Genomic DNA, 25,397 nt, shown 5'->3' with positions numbered 1-25,397 from the left:
ATGGCGCTGGACGAAAATGCCGCGCATAGGCTATATTGCGCGGCTTGAAGTGTACCCGTAGCTCAGTTGGATAGAGTGTCAGCCTCCGAAGCTGAAGGTCGCTGGTTCGATTCCAGTCGGGTACGCCACCTCATTGCAAAGCCCCGCCCAACACTGGCGGGGCTTTTTCATGCCCGTGACATTACTCGTGCCGCTCCAGCACTTCTACCACCCTGGTCTGGCGGAAGTTGCCATCGACAAACTGGCGCACTTCGGCGCGTACCGGGTAGGAATGGATATGCAGCATCAGCTGCGCCGCTTTCACCGCCTCTTCACGGCTGGCGTACAGCGGCCCCTTTTCGTCCACGCCAAAGTGGCGCGACACCAAACGCAAGCGGAACATGGCAAGTACCGTATTGTTATTTTATTGCGTGCAATCTACGGTAGCCACAATACAACAGCTTTACAGCATCGATAATCGATAAAACCGACCCGCACCAGCCACTGTCGGACAATCAACAAAAAAGCCGGCGCTACGCCGGCTTTTTGCATGCTGACGGGGTGCACCCGTTACCGCCCCTGTACGTTTTCGCCCACAACCGCACGTACGGGTGCCAGCTTGGCCGCCAGCTGCGACGACGCATCGCCCCAGTAGCCCAGCCGCGCCAGACAGTCGGCCGCCACCAGCGCGGCGTCGCTCATGAACTGGCCGTTGAGGATGTGCTGCACCACGTCGGCCAGCGGCATCAATACGTGTTCGGCCACCTCGCCGTCCTGGTTCTGCGGCGCCGTAGCCGGGTCCAGCCAGATGTCGTACACGAACAGCCACTCACGATGCAGACCACGCGCCACCGGGCGGGTAGCCAGCAACAAGGCCTGCTGCTGCAACGGCTGCAGTTGCGCCGGCTGCATGCCAGCCTCTTCCCAGCCTTCACGCAGCAGCGCATCGGTAATGCTTTCGCCGGCGGCCACGCCGCCGCCCATCAGGTTGTCCAGCCGGTTGGGGGCCACGTCCTTGAACGGGCTGCGGCGGCCGATCCACATGCGGATTTCGCCATCCGGCAAGCGGCTAAGGCCATTCAGGTGTACCGCACGGCTGGTCAGGCCCAGCGGGCGGAACGCGGCGCGCTCCAGCTCGAAACAGGGCGTACCGTCGGGCAGGTAGGCGATAAAGCGCTCGTTGCGCCAGCCGTTCAGCCAGCCGGCGTCGCGCCAGGCTTCGGCCGCCTGTTGCAGTCTGGCGGAACAGGCGGCGTAATCCAGGCCCTCGGCCAGCAATGCCACACGATCAGCCTGCACGGCAAACAGCTCGCCGTGCGCTTGCTGCAGGCGCTGGCGCCAGGCGGTATTGACGTAACCGATGGCATGGTTACCCAGCATCAAAGGCAGAAAATCCGAATCATCGTAGCGGATGGCGTCTTCCAGCCAGTCGGCAACGGCTTGCACCTGCATGAGCACTCCCTGCTGCTTTCGAGAAGGCGCCATCTTACGGAGAATGCCATCGCGCTGTGCAGCTTTGACCGCTGTGGCCCTATCGATAACGCGCCCCCGCTGGCAGGAATGCAACAGTTGGCCGCACGCGCTGCCGCTCAGCCCGCGCTCGCCGCTTGCCACAGCCGCTCGGCCAGGCCCGATTGCCGCAGCGGCGCCAGTTGTACGCCGGCTTGCAGCACGGCCAGGCTGCCAGCCAGTACGAAGCGCTGCCGCGCACGGGTGATGGCGGTGTACACCAGCGCCCGCGTCAGCGTGGCAGTAGGTTGTGCCGGCAGCAGCAACCACACCTCGCCAAACTCGGAGCCTTGCGATTTGTGCACCGTCATCGCGTACACGGTGTCGTGCTCGGGCAGGCGGGCGGGCGATACCTCGCGCCAGCCGCCGTCGGTAGTGGGGAAGATCACCCGCAGCCGCTCGCCGCGCTGCACGGTGAGGCCGATGTCGCCGTTGAACAGGCCCACACTGTAGTCGTTGCGCGTCACCATCACCGGGCGGCCGGGGTACCAGTCGCTGTCGGCCGCTTTGCGGCCACGCTGTTGCAAGGTGGCGGTGATGGCGGCATTGACCTCGTCCACCGTGTGGCGCTCTGCGGCCAACAGCATGCACTGGTTGAAGGCGGCAAACAGGCCGGCCCAGTCGTCGCTGTCGCCTAGCCCGTCCAGTGCTTGCCAGTACGGCTGGCGCAGCGCCAGCAAATGCGCGGCGTCGGGGCCGTGCGCCTGCCACGCCAGATCGTCGCGCCCGTCCTGCAGCAGCGCTTGCGCCGCGGCGGCGTCGCCGGCGTTGACGGCACGGGCCAGCTTGCCGATGCCGGAGTGCTCGCCAAAACGGTGGCTTTTTTCCAGCACCACCACGCTATCGGCCAGCACCGCGTCGCCGTCCACCGCGCCCGGCGGCGTCACGCCGCAGGCTTGCAGGCTGGCCGCGGTCGCCGGGGTCCACGCTTGCTGGCTGCAAATATCGCCCAGCACGGCCCCGGCCTCCACCGACGCCAGCTGATAGCGGTCGCCCAGCAGAATCAGCCGGGCGTGGCGCGGCAGCGCTGCCACCGTCTGCGCCATCAGCGTGAGGTCCACCATCGACGCCTCGTCTACCACCAGCACATCCAGCGGCAAGGGGTTGGCCGCATGGTGGCGCGGCTGCGCGGTACCGGGCACCAGGCCCAGCAGGCGGTGCAGCGTCTGCGCCTTGTCGGGCAGCTGGCGACGTACGGCGTCGGCTACCGGCAGCGCGTCGCGGGCGCCGCGTACCGACTCGGTCAGCCGCGCCGCCGCCTTGCCGGTGGGCGCGGCCATCGCCATCACCAGCGGGCGGTCGGATAGCGCCGCCAGAGCCGCCAGCAAGCGCACCACGGTGGTGGTTTTGCCGGTGCCGGGGCCACCGGAGATCACCATGAAGCGGCGGCGGGTGGCCAGCCAGGCGGCCAAGCGTTGCCAGTCGCCAGCCGCTGCGGTGGGAAACAAGCCGCCCAGCACGCCGTCCACGTCGCCAGCCAGCGGTTGCGGGTCGGCCGCCAGTGCCTGCAGGGCGTGCAGCAGCCGCGTTTCGTCCTGCCATTGCCGCGCCAGGTACAGGCGGCCGGCGTCGTCCACGATCAGCGGCGCGTAGTCGCCGGGGCGCCCGGCCAGCGGGCTGCGCCGCAACAGCGCCAGCTCGTCGCGGCCAACACCGGCCAGGCACACGTGGCCGGCGGCCAACGCTGCCAGCAGGCGTTGCAACAGCGGCGCCAGCGCCGCGCCGTGCTGCGGGTCCAGCCGCGCCAGCAAACTGCCCAGCTGCGCCGGCAGCAGGCTGTCGGCGGTATCCGTCACGCTCATGCTTTGCCCAGCCTGGCTTCCAGCGCCTCGCAAATGGTGGTGAGTACCTTGATGCGGGCGTAGTACTTGTTGTTGGCCGGCACCAGCGTCCACGGCACGGCACTGGTACTGGTGCGGTCGATCATGTCGCACACCGCCACCTTGTAGTCGTCCCACTTGTCGCGGTTACGCCAGTCTTCTTCGGTGATCTTGAAGCGCTTGAAGCCGGTTTCCTCGCGCGACTTGAAGCGCGCCAGCTGCTCGTCGGCGCTGATGGCCAGCCAGAACTTCAACACGATGGCCTTGTTGTCGGTGAGCTGGTGCTCGAAGTCGTTGATCTCGTAATAGCCGCGCATCCAGTCGGTGGCGCTGGCAAAGCCTTCTACCCGCTCCACCAGCACGCGGCCGTACCAGGTGCGGTCGAAGATGGTGACCTTGCCCTTGCCCGGCACGTGGCGCCAGAAGCGCCACAGCCACGGCATGGCGCGCTCTTCCTCGGTGGGCGCCGCCACCGGCACCACGCGGTAGCGGCGGGCGTCCAGCGCCTGGGTAATGCGGCGGATGGCACCGCCCTTGCCGGCGGCGTCGTTGCCTTCAAACGCCAGCACCAGCGAATGCTCGGCAAAGCCGGGGTGGCGGGTGAGCCCGTTGAGGCGGCCTTGCAGCGCCTCCAGCTGGACTTTGTAGTCGTCCTTGCTCAGTGCATGGTCCAGCTGCAGCGAATCCAGCAGCAGCTTGTTGTCGGCCGGCGGGGTGATGGCACCGTCGTCGGAGCGCGCGTGCCAGCCCTGCGCCAGCGCCAGCCGTTGCTGCAGCGCCTGCAGCAAGGCGCGGCCCACTGCCAGGCTGCGGTAGTTGGCGTCTTCGCCGTCCACCACCAGCCACGGCGCGTAGGCGGTATTGGTAAGGCGCATCATGTGCTCGGCGTTGTCGCGGATGCGCTTGTACTGCTGGTGGTGCTGCCAGTCGGCCGGGGTGACGCGCCAGGCGGTGGCCGGGTCTTTTTCCAGCGCTTTCAGCCGTTTCTTCTGCTTTTCCTCGGTGAGATGCAGCCAGAACTTCATGATCATCACGCCGTCGTTGGCCAGCATGCGCTCGAAGCGCAGGATGTCGAACAGCTGCTTGTCGAAGGTATCGCGATTGGTCTTGCTGTCCACGCGGTCGAACAGCGCGTCGGAATAGTACGACCCGAAGAACATGCCCAGCCGGCCCTTGGCTGGCAGCTCGCGCCAGTAGCGCCACATCCATGGCCGCTCGCGGGCGTCGTCGTTGGGGGTGTCGAAGGCGGCGGTGTGGATCAGGCGCGGGTCCAGCCATTCGTTCAGCTGATTCAGCATTTCGCCGCGCCCGGCGCCGTCCATGCCGTGGATCAGCAGCAGCACCGGAAACTCGCTGCGCTGCTTCAGCTCGTATTGCACCTCCAGCAGCGCCTCGCGCAGACGGGCTTCTTCGGCTTTGTAGCTGGCCTTGTCGATGGCGTGGCCGATCTCGGCGGATTCGAACATGGTGGTCCTTCCTGTCTGGTTGGCCGCACGGCGGCGGCGGGCATGACAGGATTGTAAAGCCAGAGCACGCTGTTCAGGCAATGGCACGCCGCATCAGCGCTGGATATACCCCAGGAACGGGCGCACCTTGGCCGCCACCGCCGGCTCGGCCTGGTTCTGCCGCGTCACCAGCGTTGCCGGGATGTAACTGGTGGCCGGCACCGGCTTGCCGTCCAGCAGCAGCTGCATGACGGCCACCGCGCGCACGCCCATCTGGTACGGGTCCTGCATCACGGTCGCCTGCAGTTGACCGCTGCGCAGTGCCCTGTCGATCAGCGGCGTGTAATCGAAACCGATATGCCGGATCTTGCCGGCCAGCCCGCTTTGCTGCAGCGCCTGGATGCTGCCTTCGGTGGTGGACTCGTTGGGGGTGAACACCAGGTCGGCGTCCGTCACCCGCGCCAGCTGCACCCGCGTCTTGCTGCGGCTGTCGGCCACCGAGATGCCGGTGTCGGGCACGTCTTCGAACTGCACCGCCGGCAGCAGCTGGCGCAAACGGTCGCGGAAGCCGTTTTCGCGTTCGCGGGTAGAGTCGTGCAGCGACGAAAAGCGCAACAGCAGCACCTTGCGCGGCGGCGGCTTCAGGCGGGCGGCAAAGTCGGCCGCGGCCTCGCCGGCGGCCAGATTATGGGTGCCCACATACGGCAGGCCCAGCGACGGCTGCAACGGCGAATCGACGATCACCAGCTGGCTGCCGGCCTGGCGTGCGCCTTGCAGCGGCGCCTGCAACTCGGCCGACGCGTTCGGCGCCACAATCATGCCGGCCATGCCTTTGCCGCTGTAGTAGCCGATCAGCTTGCCTTGCGACACCGCGTCGTTTTCCAGCGCCGGGCCTCGCCAGGTCAGTTTCAGGCCCTGCTGGCGCGCCGCCTCCTCCGCGCCACGCGCCATTTCCTTCCAGAACACGTGGCTGGCACCCTTGGGAATGAAAATGATGCTGGCCGGCGCCGCCGCTGCCGACGCGCACAAGGTGGCAAGCACGCCGGCCAGCAGCAGAAAGCGATGGATCATGGGCAGCCCCGTGGAGTGGCGATGCGGATGTTTCAGTGTAGACAGCCGGCAATAAGTGGCAATGCCTGTTCAGCCCGCCACGAACAGCGCGTCCAGCTGCGCCAGCAACGCCTCGCCGGGCGCGTCGCACCACACGCCGGCACCGCTGCCGTCGATGCCGCGCAGGTACAGGTAACGCACGCCGCCCAGCCGCAGCTGCGGCGCGCGTTGCGTAAGGTAGCGGCGCAGCGCCACACAGTAGATCAGGTACTGCAAGTAGTAGTGTTCGCGCGCGATCGACGCCGCCAGCGCGTCGTGGCCGTAGTCAGCCACGCTGTCGCCCAGGTGGTTGGACTTGTAATCCACCAGCCACAGCGCGCCGTCGGCCACGAACACCAGGTCCATGAAGCCTTTCAGGTAGCCGCGCACGCGGTCGAAATCCAGCTGCGCCGCCGCGGCACGCAGCGGTGCCGCCAGGCCGTTGCCGGGGTCGGTCAGCACCGCTTGCAGCGCCGGCAGGCTCAGGCCGTCGGCCGGCAGCGTGAATTCCATTTCCACCAGCCGCTGCGTCGCCGGCACCGTGGCCAGCCGCACGCCGGGGGCCAGCTCGGCGGTGATGGTGGCGTGCAGCATGTCCAGCGCGGCGTCCTGCCACAGCGCGTCAAAACCATGGCGCTGCAAGGCCTCGGCCACCACCTGCGGCCAACCTTGCGGCTGGGTGAAGTCCACCCGCTCGAACATGTCGTGCAGGCAGGTGCCGGCGCGCGCGCCGCGCGGGAAGGCAAAACGGTCCGGCCGCAGCTCGGTGGGGTCCACCGGCTGTAGCACGCCATGGTCGTGGTCCGGCGCCTCGCTGGCCTGCGGCGCACTGCCGTGCAGCGTGCGCGTCAGGCTGCTGAAGCTGCTGATGAACCACGGCGTGCGCAGGCGGCGGTGCACCGCCTGCACCTGCGGCTGGAACACGCTGGCCGGCGGCGGCGGCAAGGTGTTCACCGCCACATTCACCTCGCGGCAGCACACCGCCCCGCCCTGCCCGGCGGCGTAGGCGGCCAGGTCGGCGCCGATCAGCGCGTCGGACAACTCGGTGTCTTCCAGCGCCGCCAGGTTGGCCGCATGGCGGCCGTGCAGCAGCCACGACAGCGCCGCGGTCTGCATGTCTTTCACGTGGCCCCACACGATGTACTGGCGGTGCTCAGCGCGAGTCAGCGCCACGTACAGCAGGCGCAGCTTTTCGGCCAGGATCTCGCCGCGCGCCGCGTCGCGGGCGGCAGCGTCCACCAGCTCGCCCGGCGCCAGCCAAGCCTCGTCGCCGTCGCGGTAGCGCCAGAAGGTGGTGTCGCGCCGCTCCAGCGCGCCGTCCCACAGGAAGGGGCAGAACACCAGCGGGTACTGCAGCCCCTTCGAGGTGTGGATGGTGACGATCTTGACCAGTTCGGCGTCGCTTTCCAGCCGCAGCAGCGCCTCCTCGCCGGCCGGCGGGTTGGCCACCGCCGCCTCGAACCAGGCCAGCAGCGGCGCCATGCCGGCAATGCGTTCGGCCTCCTGCTGCAGCAGTTCGGCCAGATGGCCGAGGTTGGTCAGCCGCCGCTCGCCGTCGGGCAACGGCAGCAGGCGCGCTGCCACGCCCTCGCGTGCCATGAAGCTGCGCCAGGCCGCCATGAAGCCGCGCTGCAGCCAACGGCGGTGGTCGTCCTGGTTGGCCGCCAGCCGCGCTTCCCACGCCGTTTCGTCTTCGGTCAGCGCCAGCAGCTGCGCTGCGTCCAGCCCCAGCAGCGTGGTGGCGCACAGCACTTTCAGCCGCGTTTCCGACGCCGGCTCGGCCCAGGCGCGCAGCAGCGCCAGCAGCTCGCCGGCCTCGTGGCTGGCGAACACGCTTTCCTGCGTCAGTGCCACCGCTTTCACGCCGCGTACCGCCAGCGCCTCGCGCACGGCGTCGCCCTGGCGGTGGGTGGCGACCAGCACCGCGATGTCGCCGCCGCACAGCGGCCGCGTCTGCTCGCCTTTAGCCAGTGCGGCGCGGCCAGCGCGGGCGTCGCCCAACAGGCGGGCAATCTCGTGGGCGGTGGCTTCGGCGGCGTACTGCGTGGCCTCGCCCTTGCTGACGCCTTTGGCGCTGTCGCTGGCCGGAAAGCGCAGCACGTTGAAGGCGGCGTCGCCGTCGTCGGCCTGCAAACGGCTGCCGCCGCTGGGTGCGGCGTCCACCGGCGGGTAATCGATACCGTCCAGCAGGAACGGCTGCGGCCGCGCAAACAGGCCGCTCACCGCCTGCACCAGCGGCGGCTGGCTGCGGCGGTTGGTCAGCAGCGTGTACTGGCGTTCGGCCGGGGCGTCGCGGCGGGCGCTGAGGTAGGCAAAGATGTCGGCGCCGCGAAAGCTGTAAATGGCCTGTTTGGGGTCGCCCACCATGAACACCGGCCGCTGCTGCAGCACGAAGGCGCGGCGGAAGATGCGGTATTGCAGCGGGTCGGTATCCTGGAATTCGTCGATCAGCGCGATGGAGAAGTCGGCCGCGATGCGTGCGGCCAACCTGTCGCCGTGCTGCGGGTCGTCCAGCGCGGCGGCCAGGTCGGTAAGCAGGTCGTCAAAGCCGCGACGGCGCGTGGCGCGGCGCTGCGCCACCGCCTGTTCGTTGATCCACACGATCATCGCCAGCTTCAGGCCGGCCAGCTGTTGCGCCAGCAAGGCGCTGTAGCCATCCCACGCCGCCAGCCAGGCTTCCACCCGCACAAACAGCGGGTGCTGTGGCGCGCTGTGGCCCTTGTTGACGCCCTTGTCGAGCTGGCTTTGTGCCAGCCGCGCCAGGTCTTTCGCCTGCTGCGCCGACAGCTGCGGCAGGCTGGCGTCGGCCAGCAGCAATTGCAGCAGGCGCAGGTAACGCTGGCACTGCGCCGGCTTGTAGCTGGTCTGCTTCAGGCCGGGCGCGGCCAACAGCAGGTCGGCCGCCTGCGGCAGGCTGGCCGCGTCGGCCTGCAGCTGCGCCCAGGCCTTGGCCGCGGCCTCGCGGGCGGCCAGCAGCGCGTCGCTGGCGATGGCGGGCATGCGCAGGTAGGGCTTGGACAGCCACGGCCGCACCTCGGCCAGCCAGCCTTCCGGCGTGTCGCCGTTTTCGGCCAGTATCTGCGCCAGCGCCGGCTGCGCCACGATGCGGGTGCGCCAGAAATCGTCGGCCAGCTGCTGCAGTTCGGCCAGGTTGTCGGTGGCCAGCTCGGCGGCAAAGGTCTGGCCGCTGTCGAAGGCGGCGTCGGTGAGCACGCGCTGGCAGAAGCCGTGGATGGTGTAGATGGCGGCGGCGTCAAAGCCGGTGATGGCGTCGCGCAGCCGTTGCCGCGCCAGGTCCAGGTTACTGGCGGCCAAGCGCTCGGCCAGCGCCTGCAGGAAGGGGTCGCCGCCCAGACCCTGATCCGGGCCCTGCCCGTCCAGCAGCTGCCACAGCTCCACCAGCCGGCGCCGCAGCCGCTCGCGCAGCTCGGCGGTGGCGGCCTTGGTGTAGGTCACCACCAGCAGGCGGTCCAGCGTGGGCGGCGGCGTGCCGTCCGGCGCGTCCTCCAGCAGCAGGCGCGTGTACAGCGCGGCGATGGTCCAGGTCTTGCCGGTACCGGCCGAGGCTTCGATCAGGTTGATGCCCGACAGCGGGCAGTTCAGGGCGTCGAGGGGGTGCATGCGGTACGACCGTCAAAGAGGTTCAATAAACGTTTACTGCTAGCGTCAGAAAATCAAAGGCTGTTTTTGCCACGAAAACCACGAACCAACACGAAAAACAGCCTGACAACACGCATCGCACTGGCTTTTTTCGTGCTTTTCATGGCGTTCGTGGCTAAGCATTCTTTTGCCACAAAACCGCGAAACAACACGAAAGCAGCCTAACAACAAGCATCTCACTGGCTTTTTTCGTGCTTTTCGTGGGGTTCGTGGCTAAAAACCGTCAATCCTTCACCTGCTGCAGCGCGCCCACCAGCGGCCGCAGCAGGGTCTCGGCCAGCTGTACGAACAGCGGGTCGGACAGCGGCTCCTGATGGCGGAAGGCCAGCAGGTTGGCCGCGTCGTCGCGCTGCGGGCTGCGGCCGAGGCCGGTGAAGTCGGGCGCCCATTCGTTTTGCGCGGCGCCCATTTCCTTGCCGCTGTCGGCGCGGGCGTAGGCAAGCGAGGTGCGGGCAAAGAACGGCAGCGGCTGGCTTTGGCCTTGCAGGTAACGCGCCAGCCACGCCTGCAGCAGCTCGCCGGCGGCCAGCGCCACGCCATCGGCGTCGAAGGCGCCAAAGCGATGCACGCCGTCGTCGGCGTACAGCACGCTGTCCGGCGCCACGCCGGGCAGGCCGGCGGCCAAGCGTACCAGGTGCTCCAGCCACAAGGTGATCAGCTCCGGCGCGTTGGCCTTGCGCGGCACTACCCGTAGCAGGCCTTCCGGCCGCAAGCCGGCCAGCTCGCCGCTAAGCATCACCTCGCCCAGTTGCAGCCGTACCGGCTGCGGCGGCAGGGTGTCGGCCAGCAGCGCGTCCGGCAGGCGGGCGGCAAAGCGGGCGCTGGCGGCACGCTCCAGCCCCAGCCAGGCCTCGCCCAGCGCCGCGTCGGGCAGCAAGCCCTGCCCTGCCAGCCGCGCTTCGGCATGGCGCAGCGGCTGGCCGGCCAGCATGGCACCCACCAGCGTGTCGCGCAGCGTGCTGCGGCTGTCGCGGTCGATGGCAAACGGTTCGCGTACCGGCAGCTCGTCGGCGTGGCGCGCCAGTTTCAGGCCCAGGCGGTCTGCCAGCCAAGCGCGCACCGGGTTGCGCCAGAAGCGCAGGAAGTCGGCCAGCAGTACCACCGGCGGCGTGGCGTACGGCAAGGCGGTGGCAAACGGTGGCGCGTCGCCGGCGGGCGCCGCCAGCGCGGCCGCCCACAGCGGTTCGTAGCTGGGCAGCGTGCCGTCGTAGTAATGGCGGCTGAACGGCTGCAGCGGGTGGCGGGTGGTCAGCGCCGGGGCCACGTCTTCGCCGCACATCTGGCCCAGCGTATCCAGCAGCTCGGCTACCAGCGGCGACGGCGGCAGCGGTTCGTCACTGCGCACGCTGCGGCCAACCCAGCTCAGGTACAGGGTGTCGCGCGCCGACAGGATGGCTTCCAGGAACAGGTAGCGGTCGTCGAAACGGCGCGAGCGGTCGCCACGGCGCGGGTGGCGCGCCACCAGGTCGAAGCTGACCGGGCGCTCGTCGCGCGGGTAGGCGCCGTCGTTCATGCCCACCAGGCACAGCACGCGGAACGGGATGGAGCGCATCGGCACCATGGCGCAGAAGGTGAGGCCGCCGGTAAGGAAGCCGCCGCTGGACGACATTTCCAGCTGGCGCAGCACGGCGTCGCGGATGACGGTGAGCGGCACCAGGCGGTGGAACTGCGCCAGCGCGGCGTCGGCGGCCAGCGCGTCGGCGATGGCGTACAGCTGCTGCAGCGCGGCTTCGTCGTCTTCTGCCACGCTAAACAGCGCCTGCGCCGCCAACCGCAGGCGCTCGGCCCAGTCGGCCACGCTAGCCGGCTGCGCCCAGCTGGCGGCCAACCCTGCCAGCGTGTCGTACAGCGCGGCCAGGCTGGCCAGCTTGTCGGCCAACTGGCCCTGGGCTGCGCTGTCCGGCAGCAGGCCGGCAAACAGCGGCGCGCCGTCGCCAGCCAGGCTGGCCGGCAGCATGGTGCCCAGCAGCAGGCGGTCCAGCCCCCAGCGCCAGGTGTGGGTGGCGTCGGCCGGCAGCCCCAGCGCTGCCTTGTGCGCGGCGTCGCGGCCCCAGCGGATGCCGGCGCGGCGCACCCAGGCGGTGAGCAGGCTGACGTCGTCGTCGCCCAGGCCGAAGCGTGCCAGCAACGGGGCACAATCGAGCAGCGCCAGCACTTCGCTGGCTTCGAAGCGGCCGTCCACCAGCTGCAGTACCTTGCCGAAGGTGGCCAGTAGCGGCACTTCGCGCGCCAGGCGGCGGTCGGCAATGCTGTACGGGATGGACGGCGCGTCGTCGCGGTAGCCGAACACGGCGTCGATATACGGCGCGTAGGCGTTGATGTCGGGGGTGAGCACGGCGATGTCGGCCGGCGTCAGCGACGGATCGGCGGCCAGCATCGCCAACAGCTGATCCTTCAGGATTTCCAGCTCGCGCATCGGGCTGTGCGCGATGTGGCAGACGATGGAGGCATCGCCGGGCTGATGCGGTGCCGGCTGCTGCGACGGCGGCGTCAGGGTAAGGATGTCGTGCTGCAGCCGCGCCAGCAGGCTGTCGCTGTCGGGTGCCATGAAGGCAGACACCGGCTCGCCGACACCGCCGGCAATCTCGTCGAAAAAGTCGCGCCCTTGCTGGCCCAGCGACGCCAGCAGCGGGTGACCGCTGGCCGCGGCGGCGTCGCCGAACAGGTCGCCCTGCGGCGCGCGGGCGCGCAGGTCGCCCCAGTAGGCCTCGCTGGGGTTGAGCAGGAACACGTTGACCTCGGTAAGCTGCGCCATGCGTTGCAGCAAGGCCAGGTACATCGGCGCCAGCGTGGCAATGCCGAATACCGATACCCGCTGCGGCAGGTGCTCGCGGCGCAGGCCGGCAAAGAAGTCGTCCAGCATCATCACGCGGTGGCGGCCGGGCACGTCGGCGGCCAACTGCTGCCACAGCGCGGCCTGCCACGCTTCGTCGTCGCCCAGCCCCAGCAGGCGGCCGGCTTCCCAGGCGCGAATCCAGTCCGGGCGGAACACCAGGTATTGGTCGTAGATGTCGGCCACTTTACCGGCCAGCTCAAAACAGGCCAGCGGGCCGCCTTCCAGATAGCGTTGCAGCGGGGTGAACGGCTCGCCGGACAGCGTGGGCAGTACGTCTACCAGCCGCCAGGCCAGCACCTCCGGCGCAAACGCCGACTTGGGCGGCAGCTCGGGCAGCACGGTTTTCATCAGCCGCCAGGCAAAACCGGCCGGCAGCACGTAATCGAGGTTGGCCGCCAGCCCGCGCTGGCGCGCCAGATTGAGCGTGAGCCAGCGCCCCATGCCCCGGCTTTGCACGATGATGCGCTCGGGCGCGAACGGATCGTCCAGCGGGCTGTCTGTGAGGTGGCTGTACAGGATGCCCAGGGCTTCTAGGCGGTTGGATTGATACAGGTTCAGCGGCATGGCACAGCTATGGCGAAGGCATCGATGCCGGCAGTGTAGCATTCTGCTGCCTGTTCAAACCGCTATCATGGCGGCCAACCTTTACCCCGGAAACACGAGATGGATTACCAGACTTTGAAACACGCCCACGCCGGCCTGGCCTACCTGTCGGTCAGCCTGTTTGCCGTGCGCGCCGCGTTGTCCTACCTGCGCCCGGCCGCGCTGCACACCCGTGCGCTGCGCATCACCCCGCACCTGATCGATACCGCGCTGCTGGCCGCCGCCATCACCTTGGCGGTGATGGCCGGGCTGTCGCCGCACAACCAGCCGTGGCTGGCGGCCAAGCTGGTTGCCCTGCTGGCGTACATCGCGCTGGCCAGCATCGGCCTGAAACGGCTGCAAGGATCGCCGTGGCGCGCCGTGGTGCTGCTGGCAGCGCTGGCGATGCCGCTCTACATGATTGCAGTGGCCAAGACCAAGCTGGTGTGGCCATTCTAGGCTGCTGGCAGAAATGCCGTTTGCACAACCATGCCAGGCAGATAAAATGTTGCCATCACGCTTCGATGACGACACAAAATGAAAACAACTTCTCTTGGCTTGCTGCTGGCCACCACGCTGCTGACCGCTTGTGGCGGTGGCGGTGGTGGGAACAACAGCGCAAGTCAGACCAGTATTGATACTGCCGGCAATGCTTACACAGCGGTCCCCGCTGTTACCAGCAACGGCACAAGCAATTGCAACGCGCTACAGCCGGCGACGGCCATTGCACAGTTGGGGGAAGGCTATTCGAGCCAGCAATGGCACCTGCAGCCAACGGCGCTTGCCTTGGAAAATACCTGGCTTGCGGGCAATACAGGCCAGGGTATCGTGGTATCGGTCGTGGACGATGGGGTGGAACTGAATCATGAAGACCTGGCCAGCAATGTGCTGACCGGACAATCGCGCAATATCGTTGATAACGGTAAAAGCGCCGCTGACCCCAGCCCAACCTTGACGAGCAACGATCACGGCACTGCAGTGGCTGGCCTCATTGCGGCAGCGGCGAACGGTAAAGGTGTGCTGGGGATCGCCCCCAATGCCAAGCTAGTCGCACACAACCTGCTCGCGGCCAATGGCAGCTCCGACCTGCAGGACGCAGCGGCCATGCTGCATGCCAATGATGTCGTGTCGGTTGTGAATAACAGTTGGGGCAGTACAGACGGCACCGGTGAGCTGTATCCTGATGCAGGCACCCTGTGGCGCCAGAGCGTTATCAACGGTGCCACCCAAGCGCGTTGCGGACGCGGCCTGGTGTACTTCATCGCAGCGGGCAATGGCGGCGAGCCCAGTAGTGCCACTTACGAGCGTAGCAATTACGACTATCTCAACAACCACCCGATGATGATGACTGTCGGATCGATCAACGAGAATGGGTCAGCGTCTTCCTTTACAGAGCCCGGCAGCAATGTCCTGATCGCCGCTGAAGGCGGTACAAATATTGCCAGCACCAGACTGCTGACAACAGCACTAAGCCAGACCGGTAACCTCGGCAACAACAAACAGTACCGCAACAACTTTGCCGGCACGTCGGCTGCCACACCGTTGGTGAGTGGTACTGCCGCGCTGATGCTTCGGGCCAACCCCATGCTTAGCTGGCGCGACATCCGCTGGATTCTGGCCAGCACCGCACGTACCGATCTGGAAACCCCGAAGTTTCCCTCTGCCATTGGTAATGGCAATTTTACCTACCGCACCGGCTTTGGCCGTCTCGACAGCAATGCGGCAGTGACGATGGCACGTACTTTTAGCGGCCTGCCAGCATTACGGAAATGCGAGGCTAGCTCGTCACCCAACTTGTCCATTCCGGATGACAGCTCCGAAGTCAGCACTACCCTGACCCTGAACAGCTGCAGCATCAACACCATTGAGTTTGTTGAAATCACACTGGCCATACCGGATGCCGCCAGTAGCAGTGATATGGATATAACGCTGGATAGCCCGAACGGACGTAGCAGCATGCTTGCCATGCCCCGTTCTTGCTATGGTCAGCCAGGATGGATGCCAAGCTCGAGACGATGCAGTGTACCGATGAATCCATTTACCTTTGGTTCGGTACGCCATCTGGGGGAAAGCTTTGGCTCCGGCAACTGGAAACTCCGCCTGAGTGATACCCGTCGTATCTACAGAGAGGGCGGTGTACAGGTCAACGAAGCACCCGCCACGCTCAATAGCTTGCGCATTACCGTTTGGGGGCACTGAAAGATGATGTCAAATCACACACTCGGCCTCGGCCTGGCAGTCTTGCTGCTTACCGCCTGCGCCCACGCTACGCCACCGAATTATCAATGGCATGAAAATGGCCAAACGCGCCAAGGCTGGCTAGACCTGCAAAACGGGCTCGACACCAGTAGCGGCCAAGCCATCCCCAAACCCTACCCTGCTACCAGCCGCAGCAAGTCTGCGCTTGGCATACCACGCGACAGCAAGCTGCTACCTATCGTACGTCTGGGCAACGCGGCCGATGCCCCCTACCTGGTCCCTGCCGGGGGTGTCATCGTGCAAAGCAATAATCCGGCGGCCTTACAAACCTGGGCTGCACAGCGCCAATTAAAAGCCAGCCCGGCGGGTATCGACGGCTATTGGCATATCAATACCGCACCCGGCAATGACAGCCTGGAGGCCGCCACAGCCTTGGCCACACTGCCAGGTGTACAAAGTGCCAGTCCAGACTGGGTAAGGCCACGCCAGCGCCGCTAGCATGGTTGGACTGACTACGTCTGAGGCATCCTCCATACCCTGGCAAGGGGGTGCCCAGACGTTTTTCATTGCAGCAGCGCCAAGCCCTGATGACGCCAACACCGGCTCGTCACAAAAAAAAAACGGCTGGCACAAGGCCAGCCCAGGATGGACAACGATGGGTCCCGGCCACGCCGGGGCCATGGGAGAAAAGCACGTCCTGCCTTACACCCCCAAACGGTCACGCATGCCGTACCACCAGGCGCCCAGCGTCAGCATCGGCACCCGGAACAGGCGCCCGCCCGGGAACGGGTAGTGCGGCAGGCTGGCAAAGGCATCAAAGCGCTCACTCTGGCCACGGATGGCTTCGGCCATGATGCGGCCAGCCAGGTGGGTGTAGGTGACGCCGTGGCCGCTGCAGCCTTGCGAGTAGTAAATGTTGTTGCCGATGCGGCCAGCCTGCGGCAGGCGGGTCAGCGTTAGCGAGAAATTGCCGGTCCAGCCGAATTCGATCTTCACGTCTTTCAGCTGCGGGAAGGTCTTCAGCATTTTGGGGCGGATCAGGCTTTCGATCTGGCCCGGGTCGCGCGCACCGTACACAGTACCGCCGCCGTACAGCAGACGGTTGTCGCCGGTGAGGCGGTAGTAGTCCAGCAGGAAGTTGCAGTCTTCCACGCAGTTGTCGCCCGGCAGCAGGCTGCGCGCCAGGTCGGCTGGCAGCGGCTCGGTAGTAATTACCTGGGTGCCGCACGGCAGGGTCTTCTCGGCCAGTACCGGAATGAGGTTGCCCAGGTAGGCGTTGCCGGCCACCACCACAAAGTTGGCCGTCACCTGGCCTTGCGCGGTTTTCACCACCGCCGGCTCGCCGCGTACCACCTCGGTCACCGCCGATTGTTCGTAAATGCGGCCGCCCAGCGATTCGAACGCGGCCGCTTCGCCCAGCGCCAGGTTCAGCGGGTGGATGTGGCCACCCCAGTGGTCCAGCAGCGCGCCGACGTACTGGTCGGACTGCACGATGCGGCCCATGCCGGCCTTGTCCACCATCTCGATGCCGGTATGGCCAAAGCTTTCCCACAGCCGGCGCTTGGCGTCCAGCTCGTCCAGCTGCTTGTGGGTGAAGGCAGCAAACACGTTGCCGTCCTTCAGGTCACACTGGATGTTGTACTTGGCGATGCGCTCGCGGATGATCTTGCCGCCCTCGAAGGCCATGGCGCCCAGGCGTTTGGCGGCTTCCTTGCCGTGGCGCGCCTCGATCACGTCCATATCGCGGCTGTAGCTGTTAACGATCTGGCCGCCATTGCGGCCGGACGCGCCCCAGCCAACGCGGGCGCTTTCCAGCACCACCACGCTGAAACCGGCTTCAGCCAGGTGCAGGGCGGTGGAGATGCCGGTGTAGCCGGCGCCGATGACGCAGACGTCTGCGCGCACACTGCCCGCCAGTGCCGGGCGTGCCGGGCTGGGGTTGGCAGAATGGGCGTAATAGGAATGGGTGTGTTCGATGCGCTGGCTCATGATGTATGTCATCCATTTTTTAAACACTGGCGTGCAGGTGACGCCGGTTTATGGGCTGATTATGCGCAAGCCTTTGCCGTTTGTCTAATATGTTAAACGCCAATGACGCAAATGTCATCGCCGGCGTGATGCCGGCGCACCACAAGAAAAAGCCGGCAAGCCCCAGGCCAGCCTTGCGGCCAACGGTGGGCTTGCCGGCTGTGCCGGGCCAACCAGGTTTACATGGTGAGGTGCATGCGCAGCGCCTCGCGCTTGGCGGACAGGTCCACCCCCGGCAGGTCAGCAATGATGTCCGGGTGATCCAGCAGCTTCTCGACGGCGAAGTCCACGAACACGCGGGTACGCGGGGCAATGTGATCGCGGTGCGGGAAGCAGATATAGATTGAGCGCTCCATCGACACGTAGTCGGTCAGCACTGCCTGCAGGCGACCAGCGCGAACGTCGGCCAGCACTTCGTGGCCCGGCAATTGCGCCACGCCCAGGCCCAGGCGGGCCATTTCCACTACCGAATCCACGTCATTGACGGTGTAGGTACCGGTCACTTCCAGCGGAATACGCTCGCCATTGCGTTCGAATTCCCATTTGTACAGCCGGCCGGAGGTGGGGAACTGGAAGTTGATACAGTCGTGCGCCGACAGCTCTTCCGGGCTACGCGGCTTGCCGTGTTCGGCCCAGTAGGCCGGCGATGCCACCACGTACTGCGGAATGTGCGCCAGGTGACGCGCCACCATGCGGCTGTCCGGCATCATGCCGACGCGCACGCCCACGTCGTAACCATCTTCGATCAGGTCGCTGAAATGATCGTCCATACCAAAGAACACTCGGATCTTCGGATAACGCTGGCAGAATTCTTCCATCAGCGGCAGGATGAAGCGTCGACCGAAAGCATTAGGCAAACTGATGCGCAGATGACCGGCAGGCTCGTCACGGCTGGCCTTCAGCTGATTGATGGCCGAGTCCAGGTTGTTGACCGGGCCGCGGCACTGCGCGTAGAAGCGGCGGCCGTCTTCAGTCAGCGTCAGCTGGCGGGTGGTGCGGTTGAACAGGCGCACTTCCAGCTCCTGCTCCAATCGCGCAATGCTCTGGCTGACGGCAGCAGGCGAGACGCCCAGCTTGCGAGCGGCATCGGAAAAGCTGCCATTCTCGGCAGTGGTCATGAAGACCATAAGCGCTTTTAATGTATCCATCGGGCTATCTCGCAAATGACATATTCAGGGCGGCAAATGCCACCCGATTTGAAAATGGTGCCAGTATAAAGTTCGGCAAAATTGACACTATCGCTGACAAATAATAGGACAAAATCAGATTCACTTAAAGATATTTTCGACTTTCCTGTCAAATGACGATTTACCACGCCGCATCGCAACAAACTACCCGCCGTTCAGCCAGTTGGCACCGTCCTATCAGCCAGTTTGCAACCTGATGCAGATTTGCAACAGCCAGGCACAGCGCAAAGCCTGATTTCGTGTTACCGCAATACCGCACCAGATAGCAGCCATGCATTTTACTCATGCCAAAAGCAAGAAATGTTGGGTTGCCTTGTCCCCTTGGTTAAGATAGCCCCTCAACACAAAAAACATACAAGGGGAACAGTATGTCGAAAGGTATTCCTTTTGCGTCTGGCTCAATCTCCGCGGGTCTGTCACACGCTCAACTCAGCCAGTTGCTGGAATGGATCCACGGCCTGCCGCAAATGGCAGACGAGAGAGAAATGCACACCTTCCTGCAGGCGCTTGGCAAGGAAGCCGAGGTATCAGCCCTGTGGATTATTCATGGTCAGGCCACACCGCAAGGCTGGCAGGCCAGCCCGCGCAGCTTCGGTCAGCCGGCAGCCTGCCACAGCCACGACTGGCAGCGCCTGCCGGACGATATCGGCCAGCAGGTGCAATTCAGCTGGTTGCCCCACACCAGCCCGGCAACCGCCTGCTTTGCGCTGCAACGCGACGGCTTTGCCACGCTGCTGTACGTACAACCGCGCATGGCTGACGACGCCGCCACGCTGCGCATGCTGGGCAGCCTGCTGCCGCACCTGCACCCCACACTGCAGCGTCTGGCGCCGGCCGCCGCTGGCAGCAACCCGCTGTCGCACCGTGAAAAAGACATCTTTCACTGGATGATGCGTGGCAAAACCAACTGGGAAATCGCCACCATCCTCGATATCAGCGAGCGCACGGTGAAATTTCACGCGGCCAACATCATCCGCAAACTGGAAGCCAACAACCGCACCCACGCCATCGTGCTGGGCATCCAGAAAGGCTTGGCGGCCTGAGCAGGCTCCGGGCAGGACATCGCCCTATCCGGCCGTGCTTGACGTTCGTCAACGCACGGCTGTTTTGCGCTGGTCAGAATCGTGCTCCTGCTCTAACCACCCCGAAAGCACGCATGTCCCGCTCTCTCTTTTCCCCGCTTGTCATCCGTGGCCGTGAACTCCTGCCCATCGTGCAGGGGGGCATGGGCGTCGGCATTTCTGCCAAGCAGCTGGCCGGTGCCGTGGCCCGCGCCGGTGGCGTCGGCACCGTGGCCAGCGTGGACCTGCGCCACCTGCACGACGACCTGATGGCCGACGCGGCCAACCAGCAGGGGCAGGACGGCATCAACCGCCTGAACCTGATCGCGCTGGACCGCGAAATCAAAGGGGCACTGACGCGTGCCGAAGGCCACGGCATGGTAGCCGTCAACGTGATGAAAGCCGTGGACAACCACGCCGCACTGGTACGCCAGGCGTGCGAGTCGGGTGCCCACGCCGTGGTGATGGGCGCCGGCCTGCCGCTGGACCTGCCCGAAATGACCGCCAGCCACCCCGACGTGGCGCTGATCCCTATCCTGTCCGAGTCGCGCGGCATCGGCATTGTGCTGAAGCGCTGGATGAAAAAGGGCCGCCTGCCGGACGCTATCGTCATCGAGCACCCCAACCACGCCGGTGGCCACCTGGGTGCCGCCCGTATTGGCGACGTCGGCGATGCCAAGTTCGACTTCGCCCGCGTGCTGGAAGAAACCTTCGAGCTATTCAAAGGGCTGGGGCTGGAGCGCGAGCGCATTCCGCTGATCGTGGCAGGCGGCGTCAACAGCCACGAGAAGGTGCAAACCTACCTCAACGGCTACGGCGCCAGCGGCGTGCAGATCGGCACCGCGTTTGCCGTCACCAGCGACGGCGACGCCCACATCAACTTCAAGCGCACGCTGGCCGGTGCCAGCCGCGACGACATTGCCGAGTTCATGTCGGTAGCCGGCCTGCCGGCGCGCGGCGTGCTGACGCCGTTCCTCAAAAGCTACCTCAAGCGCGAGGACAAGCTGCAGGCCAACGCCAAGGCCGACCCGGCACGCTGCACGCAGGCGCTGAACTGCCTCACCGTGTGCGGCCTGCGTGATGGCCTGGCCAAGGTGGGCCAGTTCTGCATCGACCTCAAACTGGCGGCCGCCTTCCGTGGCGAAGTCAGCAAGGGGCTGTTCTTCCGCGGCGCCGACCCGCTGCCGTTTGGCGACGCCATCCGCAGCGCCAGCGAAACCATCCACTACTTCCTCACCGGCGAAAAACCGCTGGACCTGCAGCCGGCCTGAACGGCAAGCGCTGCGCACCCTGCGGCCAACCTTGCCCCTGCTGCTGCAGCGTGGTCAGGGTTGGCCGCATTTGTTACAGTGCGGTACTACCCGTCATGTAACCCTCTTACTACGCCCTGCCATGACCGCGTTTACCAGCTGTAACCCCGCCTCCGGCGAAGTCGTGTTCACCCGCCCCGTCAGCAGCAGCGAACAGCTGACCAGCCAGTTGGCCACCCTGCGCCACGCCCAACACCGCTGGGCCCACCTCGATACCGCCACCCGGGCGGCGCGCCTGCTGCGGCTGGCCGACACCCTCAGCGCCCATCGCCACGCGCTGGCCGCGCTGGTATCGCTGGAAGTGGGCAAGCTGGAGCGCGAATGCTTGGCCGAGATCGACAAGTCGGCACAGCTGATCCGCTACTACGCCGAGCTGGCGCCGGCGCTGCTGGCGCCCAAAGACATCCCCACCCAGGCCAGCCGTAGTGGCGTGGCGTTCGAGCCGCTGGGCCTGGTACTGGCCATCATGCCGTGGAACTACCCGGTGTGGCAGGTGCTGCGCTTTGCCGTGCCGGCGCTGATGGCCGGCAACGGCTGTCTGGTGAAACCGGCGCCGTCGGTGCCGCAATGCACGGCGCTGCTGCTGGATATCGTGCGCGAAGCCGGGCTGGACGTACTGGACGTGGCCTGGATCAACCACGACCTGGCCGAAGACGCCATCAAGGGCTGCGACGCGGTGGCGTTTACCGGCTCCACCAGCGCCGGCCGCCAGGTAGCGGCCATGGCTGGCCGCCACCTGAAGAAAACCGTGCTGGAGCTGGGCGGCAGCAACCCGTTCATCGTGCTGGCCGACGCCGACATCGACGCCGCTGCGCAAGAAGCCGCCCACTCGCGCTACCGCGACGCAGGCCAGAGCTGCAACGCCGCCAAGCGCATGATCGTGGTACCCGAAATCGCCGACGCCTTCGTGGCGCGCTTTCTGCAACACGTGGCAGCGCTGCGCCCCGGCCACCCGGCCGACGACCACACCACGCTGGCGCCGCTGGCACGCGCCGATTTGCGCGAGGCGCTCCACGCCCAGGTGCTGGACGCGGTCAGCCACGGCGCCAGCCTGCTGGCCGGCGGCGTGATGCCCCACGGTGCCGGCTTCTTCTACCCGGCCACGGTGCTGGACCACGTCACACCGGCTTGCCGCGTGTACCAGGAAGAAGTGTTCGGCCCGGTGGCTAGCATCCTGCGTGCCCGCGACGAGGCCGACGCGCTGCGGCTGGCCAACGACACGCCGTTCGGCCTGGGCGCCAGCATTTTCAGTGCCGATGTGGAACGCGCCTGGCAGCTGGGCCGCGACATCGAAGCCGGCGCCGTGTTCATCAACCGTTACACCAGCTCCGACCTGCGGCTGCCGTTTGGCGGCGTGAAGGCTTCCGGCTACGGCCGCGAGCTGTCCGAGTTCGGCCTGTACGAGTTCGTCAACGTCAAAACCTACTGGCAGAAATGAACCGGCGCGCAAGCGTGCGGTCGCACCGCACTGTTGCCCTCACCTTGCCGCCACCATGCTGTCTTCCCGCCCCCGCTCTCTTAAAAATTCGCCCCGCAGCAGCTGGCTGCGCATCGCGCTGGCCGCGCAGCAATTGCAGCACGGCACGCTGGCCGACGTCATCGGCCGCCACCCGCGCCAGCAGCTGACCTGGCTGGGCCTGTTAGCCGCACCCTTGCTGCTGCCGGTGGCCATTCCGGGCATGGCCACCACCGTCGGTGCCTTCTGCCTGCTGGTGGCGCTGTCGCTGCTGCTGGGCAAGCCGCTCGCGCTGCCGGGCTGGCTGGGGCGCCGCCAGGTGCCGGATGCGCTGCACGGCCCGCTACACCGCGTCCTGCACCGCCTGGCCGGCGTGCTGGGCCGCATTAGCCAACCCCGCCTGCTGGCTCTGAGCAGCCCGCGCTGGCGGCTGCCCAACGCGCTGATGCTGGCGCTGGCCGGCGCGTCGATGATGACGCCGATGCCGCTGGTATCGTTCGACAACGTGGTGCCTGCCGCCGCCATCGCGCTGCTGGCCTGGGGCCTGCGCGTGCGGGACGGCGGCCTGCTGCTAGCCGGCTACGTCACCACGGTGCTGGCCTGGCTGTACGTGGGCCTGCTGTGGTGGGCAGGCGCCGAAATCCTGCTGTGGCTAAGCCAACGCCTGCCAAGCGGCTGGCTGTAAGCGGGCGCCAGGGCTGCCAAGGCGAGGCCTTGGGCGTATGATCGTGCTTTTACGCATCCGCCTCTGGCACAGGACCCCTCATGAGCACTATCACCCTGTTCGGCAACCGTCTGTCCGGCCACAGCTATAAAGTCCGCCTGGCCCTGGTACTGGGCGATGTGTCGCACGAATACCGCCACGTGTCGCTGCACTTGCCGCGCGAAGAGCGCGAGCCTGAATTCCGCGCCGCCAGCCGCTGGGACGAAGTTCCGGCCCTGGTGGTAGACGGCGTGCCGATGGTGCAATCCAACGCCATCCTGCAATGGCTGGCCGAAAGCGAAGGCGTACTGGCCGGCCAGCCCGGCGAGCGCCAGGGCATTCGCGAATGGCTGAGCTGGGAAGCCAACCGCATCGGGTTTTCGCTGCCCAACCTGCGCTACTCGCGCCTGTTTTCGCCGCTGGACCCGGGCGCCGAAGCGTGGATGGAAACCCGTACCCGCCGCGACCTGGACGTGCTGGACGCCCACCTGGCCAAGCAGGACTACCTGCTGCCCAGCGGCCTGACCATCGCCGACCTGTCCTGCAGCGGCTACCTGTGGCTGATCGAAGACGCCGGCCTGACGCTGGACGCCTGGCCGCATGTCGCCGCCTGGCTGGCGCGCATTGCCGCGCAACCGGGCTGGGAGCCGATCGCCACACTGATGGCGCCGGACTTCCACGAGTAAACCCTGCCGTGGCGCCGCCGCAGCGCATCTGGCTTCAGCGCGAGGCCCCGGCCAAGCCGGCGCCGGGGGCACCGTGCAACGGCTGTGGCGTATGCTGTGCCGCCGCGCCCTGCCCGCTGTCACGGCTGCTGCTGGCGCATCGCCACGGCCCGTGCCCGGCGCTGCAATGGCAAACCGCGGGTAGCCGCTACGGCTGCGGCCTGCTGCTGGCGCCGCGTCACTACCTGCGCTGGCTGCCTGCGCTGGCCCAGCCGCTGTTCCTGCGCCTGGCGCGCCGCTATCTGGCCATTGGCCACGGCTGCGATGCCTATGTCGAGGCCTACCCCGAACCGGAAACCGAAGATGACTGATCTGCACGCCCGCCTGGCCGCCATCGTGGGTGCGGCCAACCTGCTGACCGACCCGCACGACCTGGCCCCGGCGGTCACCGACATGCGCGGCCGCTATAGCGGCCGGCCACTGGCGATGGCGCTGCCGGCCAGCCGCGATGAGGTCTCGGCCTTGGTGCGCCTGTGCGCGGCCGAAGGCATCGCCATCGTGCCGCAAGGCGGCAACACCTCTACCTGCGGCGCCGCCACGCCGGATGGCAGCGGCCGCCAGCTGATCATCGGCCTGCGCCGCATGCAGCGCGTGCGCCATATCGATGCGGCCAACCAGTCCATCACCGTGGACGCCGGCTGCACGCTGGCCCAGGTACAGCAGGCGGCTGCCGGCGTGGGGCGGCTGTTTCCGCTGTCGCTGGCCAGCGAGGGCAGCTGCCAGATCGGCGGCAACCTGTCCACCAACGCCGGTGGCCTGGCGGTGCTGCGCTACGGCACCATGCGCGAGCTGACGCTGGGGCTGGAAGTGGTGCTGCCGGACGGCACGCTGCTGGACGCGCTGTCCGCGCTGCGCAAGGACACCACCGGGCTGGACGTGAAGCAGCTGTTCATCGGCGCAGAAGGCCAGCTGGGGCTGATTACCGGCGCCACGCTGAAACTGTTTGCGCTACCTACCGCCTACAGCACCGCGCTGCTGGCGGTAGACAGCGCCGAGGCCGCCATTGCCACGCTGAACGCGTTGCAGGCACGCTTTGGCGACCGCCTTACCACCTTCGAGATGATCTCCGAACCCTGCCAGCGCATCTCCGAGCGACACAAGCCCGGCTGCATGCCGTTCTTTGCACCATGGGCGCTGCTGGTGGAGCTGTCCGATGGCGGCGAGCCGGCCGCGCTGCAAGCCAGCTTCGAACAGTGGCTGGGTCAGCAAGACTTCCGCGACGGCGTGCTGGCGCAAAGCGAAGCCGAACGCGCCAGCCTGTGGCAGCTGCGCGAAGACATCTCCGACATGCAAAAGCGCGAAGGCCCCAGCATCAAGCACGATATCGGCGTACCCAGCTCGGCCATCCCGGCCTTCCTGGCCAGCTGTGGTGATGCGCTGGAGGCGGCCTTCCCCGGCGTGCGCATCGTCGCCTTCGGCCACGCTGGCGACGGCAACCTGCACTACAACATCAGCTATACCCGCCCTGGCAACGCCGAGCTGTTTGCCGACGAAGACGCGGTGAACGCCATCGTCTACGAGCACGTCTACCGCTACCGCGGCACCTTGGCCGCCGAACACGGTGTCGGCCAGCTGAAGGCGCACTGGCTGCAACGCTACAAAGACCCGGCCGCGCTGACGCTGATGCGCGGCATCAAGCAGCTGCTGGACCCGCAAGGCCTGATGAACCCGGGGCGCTGGCTCTAGCATTACCTGCTCTTATGCGTTGCATGCACGCATCTTATTGATAGTAAACGATTGAAATAGCATTGTGCTTTCAGGACAAATGGCTATCCTGAGGAGTGAATCCATCACTAACAGGTAAGCGC

At 66.5% G+C, this 25,397-nt stretch carries 19 protein-coding genes and 1 tRNA gene; 11 read left to right on the top strand and 9 right to left on the bottom strand.

The annotated features are described in order from the left end of the window. Positions 1-51: 51 nt before the first annotated feature. A tRNA-Arg gene (locus FLQ03_RS04605) sits at positions 52-128 on the top strand. 53 nt (positions 129-181) lie between these two features. Here FLQ03_RS04605 and FLQ03_RS04600 read toward each other — a convergent pair. From FLQ03_RS04600 to recC, 7 genes are all read right to left on the bottom strand, one after another. Continuing rightward, complete coding sequence (locus tag FLQ03_RS04600; RefSeq protein WP_144373312.1) at positions 182-382, bottom strand: hypothetical protein; 201 nt, start codon at positions 380-382, stop codon at positions 182-184. A 167-nt stretch (positions 383-549) separates the two neighbouring features. Then, on the bottom strand, positions 550-1,431 hold the full coding sequence (locus FLQ03_RS04595) for an NUDIX hydrolase (protein ID WP_144373311.1): 882 nt from the start codon (positions 1,429-1,431) through the stop codon (positions 550-552). Positions 1,432-1,568: 137 nt separating this feature from the next. Next, positions 1,569-3,290 (bottom strand): exodeoxyribonuclease V subunit alpha, encoded by a 1,722-nt coding sequence (gene recD / locus FLQ03_RS04590; protein ID WP_240802198.1) that lies wholly within the window; start codon positions 3,288-3,290, stop codon positions 1,569-1,571. Next, positions 3,287-4,774: a polyphosphate:AMP phosphotransferase gene (gene pap, locus FLQ03_RS04585; protein WP_144373310.1), complete on the bottom strand. Its 1,488-nt coding sequence runs from the start codon at positions 4,772-4,774 to the stop codon at positions 3,287-3,289. The genes recD and pap overlap by 4 nt, the downstream gene beginning before the upstream one ends. Positions 4,775-4,867: 93 nt before the next feature. After that, positions 4,868-5,824, bottom strand: coding sequence for a substrate-binding domain-containing protein (locus FLQ03_RS04580; RefSeq protein WP_144373309.1), 957 nt, complete (start codon positions 5,822-5,824; stop codon positions 4,868-4,870). Positions 5,825-5,893: 69 nt separating this feature from the next. Next, positions 5,894-9,463, bottom strand: coding sequence for an exodeoxyribonuclease V subunit beta (gene recB, locus FLQ03_RS04575; protein ID WP_144373308.1), 3,570 nt, complete (start codon positions 9,461-9,463; stop codon positions 5,894-5,896). Positions 9,464-9,725: 262 nt separating this feature from the next. Beyond that, entirely contained in the window at positions 9,726-12,902 is a 3,177-nt protein-coding gene (gene recC, locus FLQ03_RS04570; protein WP_144373307.1) for an exodeoxyribonuclease V subunit gamma, read from the bottom strand. Between the two features lie 99 nt (positions 12,903-13,001). On the opposite strand from recC, the gene FLQ03_RS04565 reads away from it, so the two are divergent. The 3 genes from FLQ03_RS04565 (at position 13,002) to FLQ03_RS04555 (ending at position 15,617) form a co-directional block, all read left to right on the top strand. Further along, positions 13,002-13,379, top strand: a complete 378-nt coding sequence (locus tag FLQ03_RS04565; protein ID WP_144373306.1) for a SirB2 family protein — start codon at positions 13,002-13,004, stop codon at positions 13,377-13,379. Between the two features lie 78 nt (positions 13,380-13,457). After that, positions 13,458-15,119 (top strand): S8 family serine peptidase, encoded by a 1,662-nt coding sequence (locus FLQ03_RS04560; protein ID WP_144373305.1) that lies wholly within the window; start codon positions 13,458-13,460, stop codon positions 15,117-15,119. A gap of 42 nt (positions 15,120-15,161) precedes the next feature. Then, positions 15,162-15,617, top strand: coding sequence for a hypothetical protein (locus FLQ03_RS04555; RefSeq protein ID WP_144373304.1), 456 nt, complete (start codon positions 15,162-15,164; stop codon positions 15,615-15,617). A gap of 204 nt (positions 15,618-15,821) precedes the next feature. Here the strand turns inward: FLQ03_RS04555 and FLQ03_RS04550 are convergent, their stop codons facing one another. After that, a complete protein-coding gene (locus FLQ03_RS04550; protein ID WP_144373303.1) occupies positions 15,822-17,108 on the bottom strand; it encodes an NAD(P)/FAD-dependent oxidoreductase in 1,287 nt (428 codons plus the stop codon). A 218-nt stretch (positions 17,109-17,326) separates the two neighbouring features. Next, the gene (locus FLQ03_RS04545; RefSeq protein WP_144373302.1) at positions 17,327-18,295 is read right to left on the bottom strand and encodes a LysR family transcriptional regulator; all 969 of its coding nucleotides are present in this window, start codon (positions 18,293-18,295) and stop codon (positions 17,327-17,329) included. 524 nt (positions 18,296-18,819) lie between these two features. On the opposite strand from FLQ03_RS04545, the gene FLQ03_RS04540 reads away from it, so the two are divergent. The 7 genes from FLQ03_RS04540 (at position 18,820) to FLQ03_RS04510 (ending at position 25,275) form a co-directional block, all read left to right on the top strand. Continuing rightward, a complete protein-coding gene (locus FLQ03_RS04540) occupies positions 18,820-19,377 on the top strand; it encodes a helix-turn-helix domain-containing protein (RefSeq protein ID WP_206210867.1) in 558 nt (185 codons plus the stop codon). A 113-nt stretch (positions 19,378-19,490) separates the two neighbouring features. Continuing rightward, complete coding sequence (locus FLQ03_RS04535; protein ID WP_144373300.1) at positions 19,491-20,666, top strand: NAD(P)H-dependent flavin oxidoreductase; 1,176 nt, start codon at positions 19,491-19,493, stop codon at positions 20,664-20,666. A 121-nt stretch (positions 20,667-20,787) separates the two neighbouring features. After that, a complete protein-coding gene (locus tag FLQ03_RS04530; protein WP_144373299.1) occupies positions 20,788-22,143 on the top strand; it encodes an aldehyde dehydrogenase family protein in 1,356 nt (451 codons plus the stop codon). A 55-nt stretch (positions 22,144-22,198) separates the two neighbouring features. Continuing rightward, entirely contained in the window at positions 22,199-22,846 is a 648-nt protein-coding gene (locus tag FLQ03_RS04525) for an exopolysaccharide biosynthesis protein (RefSeq protein WP_144373298.1), read from the top strand. An 80-nt stretch (positions 22,847-22,926) separates the two neighbouring features. Beyond that, positions 22,927-23,550: a glutathione S-transferase family protein gene (locus FLQ03_RS04520; protein ID WP_144373297.1), complete on the top strand. Its 624-nt coding sequence runs from the start codon at positions 22,927-22,929 to the stop codon at positions 23,548-23,550. Positions 23,551-23,558: 8 nt separating this feature from the next. After that, complete coding sequence (locus FLQ03_RS04515; protein ID WP_144373296.1) at positions 23,559-23,900, top strand: hypothetical protein; 342 nt, start codon at positions 23,559-23,561, stop codon at positions 23,898-23,900. After that, positions 23,893-25,275, top strand: a complete 1,383-nt coding sequence (locus FLQ03_RS04510; protein ID WP_144373295.1) for an FAD-binding oxidoreductase — start codon at positions 23,893-23,895, stop codon at positions 25,273-25,275. Before FLQ03_RS04515 ends, FLQ03_RS04510 begins: the two co-directional genes overlap by 8 nt. Positions 25,276-25,397 lie beyond the last annotated feature (122 nt).

The sequence above is a fragment of the Vogesella urethralis genome, assembly GCF_007644045.2.
In the GTDB taxonomy this organism is placed as follows: Bacteria; Pseudomonadota; Gammaproteobacteria; order Burkholderiales; family Chromobacteriaceae; genus Vogesella; species Vogesella urethralis.
This window is presented reverse-complemented; position numbering and strand designations above follow the sequence as displayed.